The sequence below is a fragment of the Achromobacter sp. ACM02 genome (assembly GCF_014851605.1).
Lineage (GTDB): Bacteria > Pseudomonadota > Gammaproteobacteria > Burkholderiales > Burkholderiaceae_B > Achromobacter > Achromobacter aegrifaciens.
Map to the genome: position 1 here is coordinate 624,120 of NZ_JACUZY010000005.1, position 16,561 is coordinate 640,680.

The 16,561-nt window shown below is 67.1% G+C and carries 11 protein-coding genes; 7 read left to right on the forward strand and 4 right to left on the reverse strand.

All coding sequences use genetic code 11. The features are described 5' to 3' along the window. Positions 1–28 precede the first annotated feature (28 nt). Together IB258_RS18870 and IB258_RS18875 are read left to right on the forward strand one after the other, a co-directional pair. Complete coding sequence (locus IB258_RS18870) at positions 29–2,527, forward strand: fimbria/pilus outer membrane usher protein (RefSeq protein WP_370539841.1); 2,499 nt, start codon at positions 29–31, stop codon at positions 2,525–2,527. 43 nt (positions 2,528–2,570) lie between these two features. Continuing rightward, positions 2,571–3,581, forward strand: coding sequence for a fimbrial protein (locus tag IB258_RS18875; RefSeq protein ID WP_054458807.1), 1,011 nt, complete (start codon positions 2,571–2,573; stop codon positions 3,579–3,581). On the opposite strand, the gene IB258_RS18880 is transcribed toward IB258_RS18875, so the two are convergent. After that, positions 3,562–5,037 (reverse strand): MFS transporter, encoded by a 1,476-nt coding sequence (locus tag IB258_RS18880; protein WP_192353007.1) that lies wholly within the window; start codon positions 5,035–5,037, stop codon positions 3,562–3,564. The two genes, IB258_RS18875 and IB258_RS18880, sit on opposite strands and share 20 nt — an antisense overlap. A gap of 97 nt (positions 5,038–5,134) precedes the next feature. On the opposite strand from IB258_RS18880, the gene IB258_RS18885 reads away from it, so the two are divergent. From IB258_RS18885 to IB258_RS18900, 4 genes are all read left to right on the forward strand, one after another. Beyond that, a complete protein-coding gene (locus tag IB258_RS18885; RefSeq protein ID WP_125470317.1) occupies positions 5,135–6,025 on the forward strand; it encodes a helix-turn-helix transcriptional regulator in 891 nt (296 codons plus the stop codon). 91 nt (positions 6,026–6,116) lie between these two features. Continuing rightward, entirely contained in the window at positions 6,117–7,010 is an 894-nt protein-coding gene (locus tag IB258_RS18890; RefSeq protein ID WP_192353008.1) for a DMT family transporter, read from the forward strand. Positions 7,011–7,087: 77 nt separating this feature from the next. Further along, positions 7,088–7,849 (forward strand): PadR family transcriptional regulator, encoded by a 762-nt coding sequence (locus tag IB258_RS30400; protein ID WP_054458813.1) that lies wholly within the window; start codon positions 7,088–7,090, stop codon positions 7,847–7,849. 22 nt (positions 7,850–7,871) lie between these two features. Further along, positions 7,872–8,687: a siderophore-interacting protein gene (locus IB258_RS18900; protein ID WP_054458815.1), complete on the forward strand. Its 816-nt coding sequence runs from the start codon at positions 7,872–7,874 to the stop codon at positions 8,685–8,687. 29 nt (positions 8,688–8,716) lie between these two features. Here the strand turns inward: IB258_RS18900 and IB258_RS18905 are convergent, their stop codons facing one another. Beyond that, complete coding sequence (locus IB258_RS18905) at positions 8,717–9,595, reverse strand: LysR family transcriptional regulator (protein ID WP_125470313.1); 879 nt, start codon at positions 9,593–9,595, stop codon at positions 8,717–8,719. A gap of 103 nt (positions 9,596–9,698) precedes the next feature. Here IB258_RS18905 and IB258_RS18910 point away from each other — a divergent pair, with 103 nt between their 5' ends. Next, positions 9,699–10,559 carry an oxaloacetate decarboxylase gene (locus IB258_RS18910; protein WP_119451688.1) on the forward strand — a complete coding sequence of 287 codons (861 nt, stop codon included), beginning with the start codon at positions 9,699–9,701 and terminating at the stop codon, positions 10,557–10,559. A gap of 10 nt (positions 10,560–10,569) precedes the next feature. Here the strand turns inward: IB258_RS18910 and IB258_RS18915 are convergent, their stop codons facing one another. Then, the gene (locus IB258_RS18915) at positions 10,570–13,440 is read right to left on the reverse strand and encodes a WG repeat-containing protein (protein WP_192353009.1); all 2,871 of its coding nucleotides are present in this window, start codon (positions 13,438–13,440) and stop codon (positions 10,570–10,572) included. Continuing rightward, positions 13,437–16,526, reverse strand: a complete 3,090-nt coding sequence (locus tag IB258_RS18920) for a WG repeat-containing protein (RefSeq protein WP_192353010.1) — start codon at positions 16,524–16,526, stop codon at positions 13,437–13,439. Before IB258_RS18920 ends, IB258_RS18915 begins: the two co-directional genes overlap by 4 nt. Positions 16,527–16,561: the final 35 nt, after the last annotated feature.

Sequence of the window (16,561 nt, forward strand, 5' to 3'; positions counted from 1 at the left end):
TCTGACCCCTCTTTGCGCGGCACTGCTGGTGGCCCTGGTTGCGCATGAGCGGGTGGCGCAGGCCGCCGAGGCCGACGCATCCGGAACGATGGTGGCTTCGGTGGAATTCGAGGATGCCTTCCTGATGGGCGGCTCGGGCCAGCGCACCGACCTGTCGCGCTTCGCCAAGGGAAACATGGCCGCGCCCGGCAACTATTCGGTGGACTTGTTCATCAACCAAAGCTATGTGGGCCGCGTCGATGTGCCGTTCGCGGCGGTTGCCGGCGAGGCGGCGGCGCAGCCCGTGTTCGACCGTCAGCTGTTGCAGCGCATCGGCGTCGACCTGGGCAAGCTGCCCGCCGAGGCGACCGCAAAGCTGGCGCAAGACGCCAGCCTGCGCCTGGACGAGATCGCCGCGGACGCCGGCAGCGATTTCGACTTCGGCGACCAGCGCCTGGACCTCAGCATTCCCCAGGCCGCCATGAGCCGCCACGCCCGCGGTTACGTCAGTCCGGAACTATGGGACTCAGGCGTCAACGCGGCCATGGTCGATTACGACTTCAACCTGTACAACTACCGCAACAAGGCGTTTGGCGGCACGCAGCGGCAGGGCTATCTGGGCTTGCGCGCGGGCGTCAACCTGGGTGATTGGCGTCTGCGCCACAACGGCTCCTATTCTTTCGATTCCCAGGGCCAGCGCCAGTACCAGAACATCTCGACTTACGCGCAGCGCGAGATCGTTGCGCTGTCGTCCCAACTCACCTTGGGCGAAGCCTATACCAGCGGCGAACTGTTCGAGTCCACGCCCTTCAAGGGCGTACGCCTGGCCAGCGACGATCGCATGCTGCCCGACTCGATGCGCGGCTACGCGCCCGTGGTGCGCGGCATGGCCAACAGCAACGCGCGGGTCACCATCCGGCAGAACTCGGTCGTTATCTACGAAACCACGGTGGCGCCGGGGGCCTTTGAAATCACCGACCTGTACGCCACCGGCTACGGCGGAGATCTGGATGTGTCGGTGCAGGAAGCCGACGGCAGCGTGCGCAGGTTTTCGGTGCCCTACGCCGCCGTGCCGATGTCGCTGCGCCCGGGCGTGAGCCGCTATAGCGTGGTCGGCGGCGCCGTGCGCAACAAGCAATTGTCGAAAAGCCCGCATTTCCTGCAGGCTACTTACCAACGCGGCCTGTCCAATCTGGTCACGGGTTATGCCGGCGCCACGGTGGCGCAAAACTACACCTCGGTCTTGTTGGGCGGGGCCCTGAATACGTCGGCCGGAGCGTTCGGCCTGGACGCGACCCAGTCGCGCCTGTCGCAGGCAGACGCTACGCATACCGGCACCAGCATGCGCGCCAGCTATGCAAAGAACCTGCCCAACACTGGCACCAACGTCTCCATCGCGGCGTACCGCTATTCCACCAGCGGCTTCTACGGCCTGAACGAAGCCATGAATTCGCTCTACGGCTATGGCCAGTACCGTTATACCGGCAGCATGGTGCGCGAGCGCAACCGCGCCTCGATCATGCTGAGCCAGCAGTTGGGCGGGCAGCGCGGCAGCATCAACCTGACCGCCTCGGGCGTGGACCATTGGAACCGCGACGGCCGCGACGTGAACTACAGCATCGCCTATGCGAACCGGTACAAGACCGTGGGCTACAACATCAGCGTCCAGCGTCAGCGCGACAGCCGACAGCAGATGGGCACCGCGGTCTACGCGACCATCAGCATTCCGCTGGGCAAGAGCAATCCGCTCAGCCTGTCGACCAATGCCGGACGCGACTCCGACGGCCGCTTGCGGGTGCAAAGCACGTTGTCCGGCTCCACGGGCGAGGACAATGATCTGTCCTACAGCCTTAGCGCCGACCATGCTTCCGGCGGTTCGGGCGACAGCATGAACGGCGGCAGCGCCAGCGTGCTTTACCGCGCGCCGGTCGCCGAATTCACGGGCAGCGCAGGCGTGGGTACGGGCTATTCGCAAAGCTCGGTAGGCGTGCGCGGGGCGCTCGTCGCGCATCCGGGCGGCCTTACGCTGTCGCAGCCGCTTTCGGAAACCTTCGGCATCGTTGAAGCGCCCGACGCCGAAGGCGCGCGTCTGCTCAATGCCTCGGGCGTGCGCGTCAACAGCCGTGGATATGCCGTCGTGCCGCATCTGACGCCGTATCGCATGAACACGGTGGAAATCGATCCCAAGGGGCTGTCCACCGATGTGGAACTGCAGGTCACCAGCCAGCAGGTGGCGCCGCGCGCCGGTGCGGTCGCGATGCTGCGGTACGCCACGGTCTCGGGGCGGTCGGCCATGCTGCAGGTGCTGAAAGCCGATGGCAAGCCGCTGCCGTTCGGCGCCAGCGTGGTGGATGAACATGGTGTGGAAGTCGGTCTGGTCGGGCAGGCCAGCCGTGTACTGGCGCGGGGTTTGCAAGATAGCGGCCAGTTGACCGCCAAGTGGGGCGAGCACCCCGGCGATGCTTGCCGCATGGCATACGAGCTTGCGGCGATGGAGAAAGGCACGCGTGCCGATACCTATCAGCAGATCGAAATCCGCTGCAATTAACCAATCAGATAACTGTCTATTCGCTACCGATCGGAGTTGCGAGATGAAAATGCTTCGAAACCTGTATTCATTTGGCGCGCTGCTATTGCTGCTGGCGCTGTCTCCCAATGCCTATGCTGCGCTTTGTTCCAACGGTCAAATTCCTGCGCCCTTCTCGGGAGGCCCAGAGATTACTGTCGATCCCGATGCGCCGGTCGGCCAGGTGTTGAAAACGGTTGCTTTTTGGGCGAACGGCTACCACAGTGGCACCGGCACCTGTCTTACCGCCACCGTCAGAATGTCCTTCAACGGTTCAGGTACGCAGGTTGCACCCAATGTTTTCGCGACTGGTATTCCGGGAGTCGGTATCCGCACGAAGGTGACGGGGGGCACCTGCGGCACGGGCTACGTTCCTTTTAGTTGCACGGGTAGATTCTCCGGGGCCGAATTGCCCAGGATCGATTTCATCTACGAACTGATCAAGACGGGACCGATTACCTCCAAGACTATTTCAAGTCCGACCCTATTCACGATGACCGACGACTATCAGCACCCGGCTACCGGCAGTAACAGGTACGCGTATGTCTTTATATGGGGCGACCTCACTGTAAAAGTGAAGCAGCCACCCACCTGTTCGGTTTCGTCGGCTGGACCTATCAAGAGGTCGTTGGGGAGCTTCCCTGCAACTAGTTTCAAGGGTGTGGGCTCCACCTCGCCCGAGCGGCCCTTCAGCATCGATTTGAAATGTTCGGGCGGGGATCCCGGGATGTCTGCAGAGGCGTATGTCACGCTGACGGATGCCACCAATACCGACAATCGCTCCAATGTTTTGACGTTGTCGCCGGACTCCCAAGCCAGAGGTATTGGCATCGAGATTCTGAAGGGAACCACGGTGCTTGGCTATGGCCCGGATTCCAAAGTGGCTGGAAACGTCAACCAATGGCACGCGGGTTCTGTGTCCACGGGTACCGGCACGTTCTCAATTCCGTTGTCGGCGCGCTATGTGCAGACAGATCCGGTTGTTACCGCGGGATCTGCCAATGGCCGCGCCACGTTTACGATGAGCTACCAGTAGCGGCGCGCGCCGCCCGCAAGCGGCGCCCCAGCCACCACAGTAGCGCCGCCGCCGCCAGAATCGCCGCGACGTTGAACTGCATGGCGCTGGCGAAGGCGCGGGCGTGACGTTCGGCCGCACCAACCGCGGCATGGGCCTCCAGTGCGCCGGCGTACAGCATGCCCGCCGCCGACACGCCCAGCGCCGCGCCCACCTGCTGCAAGGTCGACACCACGCCGGCCGCCATGCCAGCGTGGCGGTCGTCGACGAAGCCCAGCGCCAGATTCACCAGCGGCGTGTTGACGGCGCCCTGGGCCGCGCCCAGCCACACCAGCGCCGGCAACAGCGACCACGGCGCCAGGCTCGCGCCGGCCGCCTCCACCTGCAGCATCAAGGTTGCCGTGGCGCCGCCATACAGCAGGGCGGCCAGCGCGATGGCACGCGTGCCGAAGCGCGCCACCAGCCGCGGCGCCGCCATCGACCCGGCCACGAAGCCCACGCTGGCGGGGGCGAAGATCAGGCCGGCCGTCAGCGCGTCCAGGCCGAAGCCAGTCTGCACCAGCAGCGCATAGCAGAGGAACATGGCGCTGGCAGTGGAGAACACCTGCATGACCAGCAGACAACCCGCCGCGAAGCGCGGCTGCGCCAGCAAGGCCATGTCAACTAGCGGCGCGCCGCCGCGGGCCGCGACACGCCGCTGCATGCGCACGAACAGCGCCAGCGCGATCAGCGCCGCCACGCCGCAGGCCACCGTCCACGCGGGCCAGCGGCGCGCGGGACCTTCTATCAGCGCCAGCAGCAGCAGGGCCAGTCCTGCGCCCACCAGCGCCGAACCGGGCCAGTCCATGCCGGCGGCCGAGGGCTCGCGTGATTCCGGGATATGGCGTGCCAGCCGCCACGCCAACAGGCCCAGCGGCACGTTGAGCAGGAAGATGCTGCGCCATGCCAGCCCGAACAGGTCGGCATGCACGATCCAGCCGCCCAGCACCTGTCCGGCGATGGCCGCCAGTCCCAGCGTCATGCCCAGCAAGCCGAAGGCGCGCTGCCGTTCCTGGCCCTGATAGCTGACTCGGATCAACGCATACACCTGCGGAAACAGCATGGCCGCGGCCATGCCTTGCAGGATGCGCGCGGCGATCAGCGTGTCGGCCGTGGGCGCCAGGCCGCACAGCGCCGAGGCCAGCGCAAACCCCGCCATGCCCAGCATGAACAGGCGCCGCCGGCCATGGCGGTCGCCCAGCCGGCTGCCCGCGATCAGCAGCACGCCATAGGCCAGCTCGTAGGCGGCGATGATGAAGCTGATCTGCGCGAAGCTGGCGGACAAGGTGGATTGCATGCTGGGAATGGCGACGTTCACCACGAACAGATCGAAGATCGTGATGAAGCCGCCAGACAGCAGCACGGCCAGGCCCAGGCGGCCCAGGGCGGGCTGCGGCGCGGCGTGCGCGCCAGGGCAGGGGAGTGTGGAAGAAGACATGGAAAGCGCCATCGGAGTCAGGATGGGCGCTATTCTGGAGAGGCTTTTAGCCTTATACAATTTAGCTGTTTATGCTATTACCAGGTGCAATAGACTCATGACCGCAACCGCAGCCCCCAAGCGCCTGGAGCGCACCCGCGCCGATCTGTCGGAATTTCTGCGGCTGCGCCGCGAACGGCTCAGTCCTGCCGAGCTGGGGCTGCCCGCGGGGGGGCGCCGGCGCACGCCGGGATTGCGGCGCGAGGAAGTGGCCGCGTTGGCCGGCGTGGGCCTGGCCTGGTACACCTGGTTCGAACAAGGGCGCAACATCAGCGTGTCGGCAGGCTTCCTGGAAAACCTGGCGCGCGTGCTGAAGCTGGACGCCGCCGAACGCCGTCATCTCTACCTGCTGGCGCACCAGCGTCCGCCATCGGAACCGGGGCGCACCTGGTGCACGGTGCCCGCACAGGTGCGCCGCCTGATGGACGACCTGCCCGCGCGCCCGGCCTACATCCTCAATCTGCGCTGGGACGTAGTGGCGTGGAATGCGGCCGCGGACCGCGTGTTCAATTTTTCAACGCAGGCGCCGGGCCGCAGGAACCTGTTGTGGATGCTGTTCGCGGATCCGGCGATGCGCGAACTGTTCGTGGACTGGCCAGCGCAAGCGCCCGCCATGCTGTCCACATTCCGGCGCGACTTCGCCAGCGCGGGCCAGGCGCCGGACGTCGGAGAGCTGGTGGATGAACTGGAGCGCGTATCGCCGGACTTCAAGAGCTGGTGGCGCGAACACGATGTGCACGGGTCCTGCATGGGCCTGCGCAGCCTCTGCCTGCCAGCCCTGGGCGCGCTGGCGTTCGAGCATTCCACCTTGTCGGTGGACGAGAGCCGGCACCTGCGGCTGGTGGTTTACGCGCCCGCGCCCGACGAACCCAAGGCGGCGGCGTTCGAGCGTTGGCTCGCGGGGCGCGTAGCGGCCCGATCCAAGCCCGCACGTGGCACCAGGGAATAGGCGCGCCGTGGGTCTACGGAGCCGTGGCGGGCGGCTCCTATAGTCGGGGCATCTTCATACCGCCGCGTCCTCGCGGATGCTTCCGCCGGCCATGTCCACCACTGCGCTTTCCCGCCGCCACGCCTTGCTGCTGCTGGGCGTGGTGGTGCTTGCCTGGGGCTTCACCTGGATCGTCAACAAGCTGCTGTTGCAGTACATGACGCCTATCTGGGCAGCGGCCACGCGCAGCATTGCGGGCACCGCCGCATTGCTGTTGCTGGGTCTCGCGCTGCGCCGCGTGGCCCCGCCGGTCAAGGCCGACCTTCCGGTGATTTTCAGCGTGGGGCTGCTGCACATGGGGGCGTTTGCCGCGCTGGTCAGCCTGGGCATGCTGTACGTGCCGGCGGGCCGCTCGGCCGTGCTGGCCTACACCACGCCCTTGTGGGTGATACCGGGCGCCTGGCTGTTCCTGAGGGAGGCAGTGGGGCCAGCCCGGCGGGCCGGGCTGGCGCTGGGCCTCCTGGGGCTGGTCGTCATCTTCAATCCGCTGGCCTTCGACTGGACCAATCGCGATGCCCTGTTGGGCAATGGCCTGATCCTGCTGGCGGCGCTGTGCTGGGCGGCCAATATCGTCTACGTGCGCGCACACCGCTGGGTTACGCCGCCCTTCGAACTCGCGCTGTGGCAGGCCCTGTTGGCTTCGGCCGTACTGTCGGCCGTGGCGTACGCAACCGAAGGTCCGCCGCAAGTGGCGTGGAGCGCCGACCTGGCATGGCTGCTGGGCTATGCCGGTGTCTTCGGCATCGCGGTGGCGCACTGGGCTGCCGTGAATGTAAATCGTGCCTTGCCCGCGGGCGTGACTTCCATCGGATTGTTGGGGGTACCCGTGTTCGGCTTGCTGTGCTCGGTCCTGTTCCTGCACGAGCCGGTCAGCGTTTCGCTGCTGGCGGGCATGGCGCTCATCGTGGGAGGGATCGCGGCAGGGGTGATCGAACGTCGCGCTTGACGGATGGACTATCGCAGGTATATCGTAAGATATATGTCGTAAGATATAAATCGTACGATAGACACCGGAGGTAAACCATGCGTGACGCCCAATTCCTTACCGCATTCGTGCGCCGAGCCCGCCAGAAGCCGCAGGGCCGCCACGGTCATTCGCATTCCCATCATCCCCATGCGCACCATCGCCACCACGGCGAAGGCCATGGCCACCACCAGCGCCACGCCGCCGCGGGCGGGGACTGGTTCTCCGGTCCGGCCGACGAGCGCGGCGAAGGCGGCGGCTTCGGGGGCGGTTTCGGCGACGACGGTCGCGGCTGGACCCGCAGCCGCAAAGTCAGCGCCGACGACCTGCAGCTGATGCTGCTGGGCCTGCTGGAAAAGAATCCCAGCCATGGCTACGAGCTGATCAAGGCGCTGGGTGCGCTCAGCAACGGTTTCTACACGCCCAGCCCCGGCATGGTGTATCCCGCGCTGACCTACCTGGAAGAGCTGGGCTACGCCACCGTCGAGCAAGAGGGCGCGAAGAAGCGCTATCACCTGGCGGAACCGGGCCGTGCGCACCTGGACGGCAATCGCGAACGCCTGGCGCTGATGTTCAACAAGCTCAAGCACGTGGCGCGCAAGATGGACTGGATGCGCCAGGCCTGGAGCGGCCAGCCGCGCAACGTCGGCCCCGAAGGCGAAGACACCGCCACCGGCTGGCTGCCGGAGTTCGTGGCCGCGCGCCAGGCGCTCAAGCGCGCGCTGCTGGACCGCACCGACGCCTCGCCCGCCGAGCAGCGGCGCATCGCGGCCATCCTGGCCCGCGCCACTGCCGACATCACGGAACAGAGCTGTTCCTGAAGACCTCATTCCTGGAGTATCCATGACCCGCAACGACCTGAATGTCGAACGCGTCCGCCACAACCTGAAGATGCGCACGCTGACCGTGGCCAGCGTCGAACGCGTCGCAGGCCTGATGGCCCGCGTCACCTTCACCGGCGACGAACTGCAGGACTTCGTGTCCGCCTCGTTCGACGACCACGTGAAACTGTTCTTTCCCGCCGATCCTTCCCTGCCGCCAGCGCTGCCGGCGGTGACACCGGACGGCATCAAGTTCCCGGAGGACATGCCCAAGCCCGCCGCCCGCGACTACACGCCGCGCTTTTTCGACGCGGCGCGCAAGGAGCTCGTCATCGACTTCGTGCTGCACGGCGACGGCCCCGCGTCCACCTGGGCCGAACAGGCCAAGCCGGGCCAACTGCTGGGCATAGGCGGGCCGCGCGGCTCCTTCGTCGTACCCACGGGCTTCGACTGGCATGTGCTGATCGGAGATGAAACCGCCTTGCCCGCCATCGCCCGCCGACTGGAAGAGCTGCCGGCCAGCGCGCAGGCGCTGGTGCTGATCGAAGTGCCGGATGCTTCCAACGAAATCCCGCTGGCTACCGCAGCGCAAGCCTCGGTGCGCTGGCTGCACCGCAACGGCACCGCGGCGGGCTACAGCACTCTGTTGCTGGAAGCCGCGCGCGAGCTGACGCTGCCGCCGGGCGAAGGCTATGCCTGGGTGGCCGCGGAATCGGCCGCGGCCAAGGCCGTGCGGGAAATCATGGTTGCGCAGCACGGCGTCGACAAGAGCCGCATCCGTGCGGCCAGCTACTGGAAACGCGGCGCCGTGGCTGTGCACGAATCGCACGAAGGCTGAATCGTCGGCTGGCGATGGAGTAAAGATCTTCAGCCGCCGGCCAACGCCAGCAGATTGCGCACCCGCCCGCCCGCGCCTTCTTCGCGCACAGCCAGGCCCAGCACCGCGCGCGGCCAGTCCAGCGCGAAAGGGCGGTACACCACGCCGTCGGGGCGCAGATGGCGCAGCGATTCCGGTACGATGGCCACGCCCATGCCCGCCGCTACCAGGTTCACCGCCGACGACAGTTGCGGCGCGCGCTGGCCGATCTGCGGATTCAGTCCATGCTGGCGGCAGGCGGCCATGATGTCGGCGCTGAGTCCATAGCCGGATTTGCGCGAATACAGGATGAAGCGTTCCTGCTCCAGATCGGAGGGTGCCAGCCGCTTGCGCCGCGCCAGCGCGTGGCCCAGCGGCAGCGCCACCACCAGCGGTTCCTGCGCCAGTTGCGTGAATGCCAGGCCGCCGTCCAGCGCGAAGGGCGGGCGCACGAAGGCCGCGTCGATCGCGCCGCTGCGCAGTTGCGTCACCAGCGTTTCGCTATCGCCCTGCGACAGCGTCATCTCCACGTCCGGATAGCGCTGCCGGTACTGCCGTATCAGTTCCGTCACCACGCCGCTGAAGGACGCGGATTCCGTGAATCCCAATGTCAGTTCGCCGACTTCGCCGCGCGCGGCCCGCTGCGCCGTGCGCACGGCGGCGTCAGCCCGCTGCAGGATGTCTTGCGCGCAGACCAGGAAGGCGCGTCCGGCATCGTTCAGCGCAACGCCACGCCCGGTGCGATCGAACAGCGGCGTGCCGACTTCCTGCTCCAGTTGGCGGATCTGCTGCGACAGCGGCGGCTGCGCCATGCCCAGCTGCTCGGCCGCGCGTGTGAAGTGCTGGGCCTCGGCTGTGGCGACGAAGTAACGCAGGTGACGCAGTTCCATATTGGTACTTTGAAAGTATTGATTATGAATTTTCCATATATTGGACATTCTATTGCGACGGGCCGATCATGCATACATCGACGACACCCGCAAAGGAATCCGCATGACTGCCTCCATCAAACCCAGCACCCTGTTGCGCCAGCACCTGGCCCGCGACATCGTCGTGGCGCCCGGCGCCTATGACGGCATGTCGGCCCGGCTGGTGGCCGCGGCCGGCTTTTCCGCCGTCTACGCCAGCGGCGGCGCCATCGCGCGCGCAGCCGGCTATCCGGACATCGGCCTGCTCAGCTTCACCGAGGTCATGGACCGCGTGGAAAAGATCGTGGACGCCAGCGGCCTGCCGGTGGTGGCCGATGCCGACACCGGCTTTGGCGGTTCGGCCAACGTGGAGCGCACCGTGCGCATCATGGAACGCGCCGGCGTGGCGGCCTTCCATATCGAAGACCAGTCCTTCCCCAAGCGCTGCGGCCACCTGGACGACAAGAGCCTGGTGGACGCCGAGGAAATGTGCCGCAAGGTGCATATCGCGCGCCAGACGCTGAGCGACCCCGATGCGCTGGTGATCGCGCGCACCGACGCCATTGCGGTCGAAGGTTTCGAGGCCGCGCTTTCGCGCGCCGAGCGCTATCTGAAGGCGGGCGCGGACATGATCTTCGTGGAAGCGCCCGAGACGCTGGAGCAGATCCGCGCCATCGCCGAACGCCTGCCGGGCCTGAAGCTGATCAACATGTTCTACGGCGGCAAGACGCCGCTCACGCCGCTGGCCGACCTGGCGGCCATGGGCTACCGCCTGGCGATCATTCCGTCGGACTTGCAGCGCGCCGCCATCCACGCCATGCAGGCCACGCTTGCGGCCATCAAGCAGACAGGCGACAGCAGCGCGCTGGCCGATCAGCTCACCAGCTTCAAGGAGCGGGAGGAGATCGTGCAGACGCGCCGCTACCTGGCGCTGGACACGCAGTAAGCGCGCGACCCTAGCGGGGGCAGCGGCTCGGCAGGCTCAGCGGCCACAGCCGCTGGTTGTGCGAGCCGTACAGCGTGCGCATGCCGCATTCCATTTCCACGCGCGCCACCTGTTTGCCGGAGGGATCGATGATCATCGATTGCTCCAGCGTGGATACCACCGCGCGGCCCTTGCTGAATGGCGCGACCACCCGGTAATCCGCGGCGATCGCGAGCTTGCCCTGCGCATCCACGTAGCCGTAGCCGCTATCGATGCCGACCGGCGCCAGGCCTTCGTGCAGCGGGCCCAGCGCGTCGAATGCCGGGCCGGACAGCGCGCCCTTGCCGTCCAGCGCGCGCATGCCGCGGTTGGACACGCGCGTTACCGCGCGCCCTTCGGAATAGGCTGACGCAAGGCCTTCGACGGAAAGCCGCTTCTTGCCGTCCAGGCCGGTGTAGTCGGTCATCTCCCGGTTGCCCGCGTAGTAATGCCGCAGCAGCATGTCGGAGCCCAGCGGCCAGCGCCATTCGCCGGCGGGCAACGCGGTCACGGTCTTGCCCTGGTCGTCGATCAGGCGCGGACCGTCTTCGCCCGTCAGCAGGGCGCGGGCGGGGGCGCCGCGGAAGGCGCCGGCGACGGCCGAGGACGGCGCGATCTGCCATTGCCCCTGGCTGTCCAGATAGCCTTGGCGCGGCTGGCGGCGCAGCACCGTCCAGTCGCCCATGCGCACGTAGTCCGCATCTTCCATGTCCACCGCTTGCGAGCCGTCAGGCGCAATGGTCCAGCGGTGCTTGTCGTCGCTGGCTGCGATTGCGCCTTCGCTGTCCACGCCGACCGAGAGCTTGGGCCGGAAGGCGGTCAGCGCGCGGCCCTCGGCGTTGAAGACGGCGGCGGGACGTTCGTACTCTTCCTGCTGCGGGCCGGCCTGGCGCAGCTGCCAGATCTTGGCGGTGATGCGTTCCGCGCTGTGGTGGCTGGGCGGCACGATCCACTTGCCCTTAAGGTCGATGATCCCGACGCGATCCTGGCCCAGCGAGGCGACCGCCTGGCCGTCCTGGAAGAGGCCGATGTCCTGGAACGCGGGCGCGGCGATTTCCTTGCCGGCGACGAAGTCGTACAGGCCCCAGGGCGAGCCCTCGGCTGCGGTCTTGAGGAAACGGACCACGCCGGGGGCGACGATCTGCGCTTCGAAGAAGTCGCGGGGCAGGTCGTAGGTCTTGCCGCTGCGGTCCAGCATGCGGCTCACGCCATCGGCGTAGGCCGGTGCGTAACCATGGCGGAACGGCCCGATGTGCTGCTGCGCGGGCAGATCCATGGGCTTGCCCACGGCATCGAGCAGCAGCAGGCCTGCGGCGGTCTGGGCTGCGTAGCGCAGCTGCTCCGCCTTGAGTCCGGCGGCTTCCGCATCCGCCTGCGCGCCGTAATCCTCGTCGGATCCGTCCAGCGGGATGATGCTGCGCCAGGCCGGGTCGGAGGCAATGCCGCCGTCGGCCAGCAGCAGGCCGGCGCCGTCCTCGGTGCATTGGCAGTGGTCCTGGGCCAGCAGGCCCAGTGCGCTGCCGGGTATGTCCAGCGGCAGCTCCTTGAGCGAGCGGCTCTTGGCGGCTTCCACCGTTTCGGGCTTGAGCAGCAGGCGGCCTTCATCGTCCAGCACGTTGAGCAGCTCGCCTTCCTGCTTGAAGAGCCACAGCTTGCCCTGGCTGACCACCATCCTGCCGGTGTCCTTGAGCCAGGCGGGCGCCGTTTCGCCGTGCAGCCAGTTGCCCATCGGCGTCAACAGGCCAACCGGTACGCGGTCCTCGTTCGAGAACAGCACGTAGCCGTTCTGGTCCTCGGCCACGAACAGGCCCGCGCCCAGCGTCAGCGGCTCCGCGCGCCCCGGAACCAGCGCCATCTGCTTGCCGCCCGAGGGGTAGACGATGGCGTCGCCGTGGCGCTGCGATTCCTGCGCTTCGGCGGACTTGAGCGTAACGACGGGCTTGCCGCCGCTATCCAGCACCACATAGGAACCGCGGCCGAGCTCGGCGCTCCAGAATGCCTTGGTCACGGGCATCAGGCTGCGATAGCCCTGGTCAGCGCCCACGGGTTTGCCATCGAGGTCCAGCAGCAGCGCATCGCCGTCGCCATAGGCGACGGCCATCGAGCCGTCTTCACCCGGCACCGAGATTTCTTGATAGTCGGGCTCGAGCACCCACTTCCAGTCCCGGTCCACCAGGCCGTACCGGCCTTCCTTGTTGGTGGCGATGTACAGGCCGTTGCCATAGGACTTGATGATGCTGACGCCGGCATCGCTGTAACGGCGTTCGCCGGTGCTGGAGCGGTACTCCGGCTTGTATTCCACCGTCGCCAGCGCCGGCACGCCCGCGCCCACGTGCAAGGACTGCACGCCTTCGTCCAACGGTGCGCCCACCGGCTGGCCCTTGCGGTCTATCAATAGATAGCGGCCGTCCAGTATGGCCACGGTCAGGCCGATCTCGGCGTAGTCCTGCACGGCGTCATAGCGCGGCGGCACCGCCATCCGGCCTTTGGTGTCGATGAAGCCCCACTTGCCTTTCCATTTCACCGCGGCCAGGCCGTGACGGAAATCGCCCACCGCTTCGAAGATGGGCGAAATCGCCAGCCGGCCGTTCTGGTCCAGGAAACCCCAGGCATGGCGGCGCAGCGAATGATCGCGCGGCACGCGGTCGATGTTCACCAGCGCGGAGGGCAGCAGCACTGCGGCGCGTTGGTCCGCCAGCGTGCGGATGCAGCCGTTGGCGTAGGGACTGATGTCGTCGTCGGCTGCGACGCTGTAGGGCTTTTCCTCGATGCAGTACGAGTATTGCGCATGCGCCGACAGGGACGCGCCCAGCGCGGCCAGGGCGCAGGCAAGGCGGGTGGTGCGTATCGCGCGTGACTTCATGGTTGTTTCGCTTTGGCGTTGTCGGGGGCGAGTTCGAACTTGTCGGCCACGGGGCAATCCATTTTCTGCTGCGGCCAGGTGATCCTGCCCTGGTCGTCCAGGATGGTCACCGTGTCGCATACCTCGGTGAACGTGGCGATGGGCACGCCCTTGGTATCGATGTACTGCGTGTTCCGGCCCTGGTGGTTGCTGCGGACCAGCGCGCGTTCTTCGCTGAAGTTTCCGGCCCAGGTAAAGACGGGCGGAATCGCATAGCGTCCCGTCAGGTCGATGTAGCCATATAGCGTGCCGGAATACTGCAGGCGGCGCGCCACCGCCAGGCCGTTGTTCAGCGGGCCCAGCGTGTCGAAGTGCGGTCCCACGATGCGCTTGCCGTTGGCATCGATGAAGCCGTGCCTGCCGTTGCCCGAGCGGCTGCGATAGGGGGCTACGCCTTCGTTGGCGCTGCGGTCTTCCACGCTGTAGGTGCCGTCGATGCGCGTGATCTCGCGGCCCTGCAGGTCCGTCATGATGCTGACGGAATTTTCCGAGTCGTGGAACACGATGCGCTGCATGGTTGCCAGCGGCGAGCCGTCGCCCAGCTTGCCCAGCACGGTCTTGCCGTCCTGGTCGATCACGCGGTAGTCGGAGCCGTTGTAGGCGCGCGCCAGCCCCTCGGGCTGCGCGAAGAAGGGATTGAACTCGCCGTAGATGGCGGGAACCTTCATGTTGCCGCGGGCATCGATGGCGCCCTCGCGGTCGTCATGTTCGATGTAGAGCCAGTGCTGGTAGAGCTCCGTGCGCTTGGCTCGGCCGTCGGAGACTCGCGTGGCGCCGCCCTTGGCGTCGAACAACATGGTTCCGCCGCCCGCCAGCGCGGCCAGGTAGCGTCCGTCCTTCAGGCGCTCAGGTTTGCCGGTCACGGGCTCGCTGGGCTTGCCGGTGCGCAGGTTCACCAGGCGGTAGGTGGTGTCGAACGAGCTGCGGGAGCGTTGTCCGGGAGCGTTGTCCTCGACCAGCATGAGGCCGTTGCCCAGATATTCGAGTTTGTACGAGCTGTCCTGCGTGGCGGGCACCACCCATTTGCCCTCGCGGTTCATGACGCCCCAGCGGTCCTGGTGCTGGACCTTGGTCCAATCGTCTTCGAACTTCTCCATGCTTTCGTACACCGGCTTGACGGCGGGCGCACCCTTGGCGACATTCCAGATGCCCCAGCGGTTCTCGCGGTTTTCGTCCGGCGCGCGGTACTGGATCAGTTCGCCATCGAAGTACCTGGCGCCGTCCAGTATCTCGGCAGGGACCGCGACGGCCTTGCCTCGGGCGTCGATCAACTGGTCGCCGTCGCTGCGGCTGCGCCCCGCGCCCGCCTGCGCGTAGCCGCCGCGGAACGGATGGATGACGCTGTAGCGCGGCTGCACAGCCCAGTTGCCGTCGGCGTCGATGGCGCCATACTTGCCGTTGGCGGCGCGCACCGGCAAGGGCATGGTCACGTCGTAGCTGGACATGTCCTCCCAGTCCGGGTTGGTCACGATCTTGCCCTTGGACGTCAGTATGCCGAGAGGCTGCGTATAGTCCAGGGGCCGCAACAGGGCCAGCGGCAAGCTGTCCGCGAAGGCCCGGCCGTGTGCGGACTCGCGCGCGGAAAAGGCCCTGATGTCGTAGTCCTGCAGGCGTGCGACGGTGTCGGCGTCCAGCAGCGGCTTGCCTTCGCGCGTATAGATCTGCAGCAGGCCGCCGCCGGTGTCGGGCGCGGCATCCGCGCTCGTCGCTTGCGCGGCGGCGTCCACTGCGGCGGCGGCCACGTCCATTGCGGCAGGCGTGGCGACGTCGACGGCCACGGTCTCGGCTTCCGAGGCCGCGGCTGCCGCGGCGACCGCCTCCTGCGCCGCAATTGCGGCGTCGGCCGAGGCCTCCACCGCCTCTCCGGGACCGTCATCAGGGGCCGCGGCGGCGCCGGCCGCTGCGGCATCGGCTGCCACTGCCGCGGCCTCGGCCGCGTCGACCGCCATATCCGCGGCGCGCGGCGGCAAGGAAGCCGTCACCCAGGCCTGCCCGTTGCTCAGCTGCACGCGGCCATGGCGCGCGTCTATCTTGCGGAAATTGCCGGCGGGATCGATCAGCAGCACGGCTTCGTCATCGATCATGACGCGCCAGCCCTCGCGTTCATCCAGGCCGATGTAATTGCCCTTGAAGGCATGCTGGACGCCGAGCTTGGCGTTCAACAGCAGCGCCTTGCCCGCGCCTTTCTGCTTGACCAGCCATAGCCCAGGCCCCGCCAGCTGCACGTGCTCATAGCGCTGCTTGTGGATGGTCTTGCCGCGCGGATCCACGAACGTCCAGCCTGCGTCGCGGCTCACCGCCAGCACGTCGCCGTCGCGCAATGCGGGCTCGCGGGCGCGCAACACGTCCGGCGCGATCGCCCAGCGGGCCTGCTCGTCCAGCAGCCCCCACCAACCGCTGTAGCGCGAATCGCGCAACTGGGCGGGCAGGTAGCCGTCGCTGGGCGCGGCCAGCGCCATGACGCCGGCAGGCAGCGTCGCCGCCTTGCCGGTTGCGGTATTGAACAGGCGCGGCGGCATGGGCATCTCCATCGATGCCAGCTTCTGCCCCCGCTGGAAGCCCCACGAGCGCGTGCCCAGCTCGAAGGTCTTGATGATGTTGCCCTTGCGGTCGATCAGCACATCGTGCCCGTCTTCCTCGGCCAGTGCGGAACCCTCGGCGTTAAAGCCCGTTGCCTCGGAAAAGCGCGGCTTGATCGCCCATTGCCCTTGCGTATCGATATAGCCCCATAGCCCATCCTGGTTCACGGCGGCCAGGCCGTTCTGAAAGGACTTGGCCTCCTGGAAGGACGGCGCGATGGCCATGCGGCCTCGCTTGTCGAGATAGCCCCAGCGGCCGGCGTCGTCATCGGCCGATCCGGTCAGCACGGCGGCCAGCCCTTCGTGGAAGGCCTGCTGGCATTCCAGGTTGGCGCCGTTGTATTCGTTGTAGCCAGGGGCGCACTGGTCGATCCAGTTGGACCTGGCCTGCGCCGCGCCGGGCACGACGGGCAGGGCGGCCAGCGCCACGGCCAGCGCCAGGGGTTTGAGGGCGAGCGGGGTCTTCATTGTGCAGCGGCGCGGGCTGCAACCGCGCAAGCGTA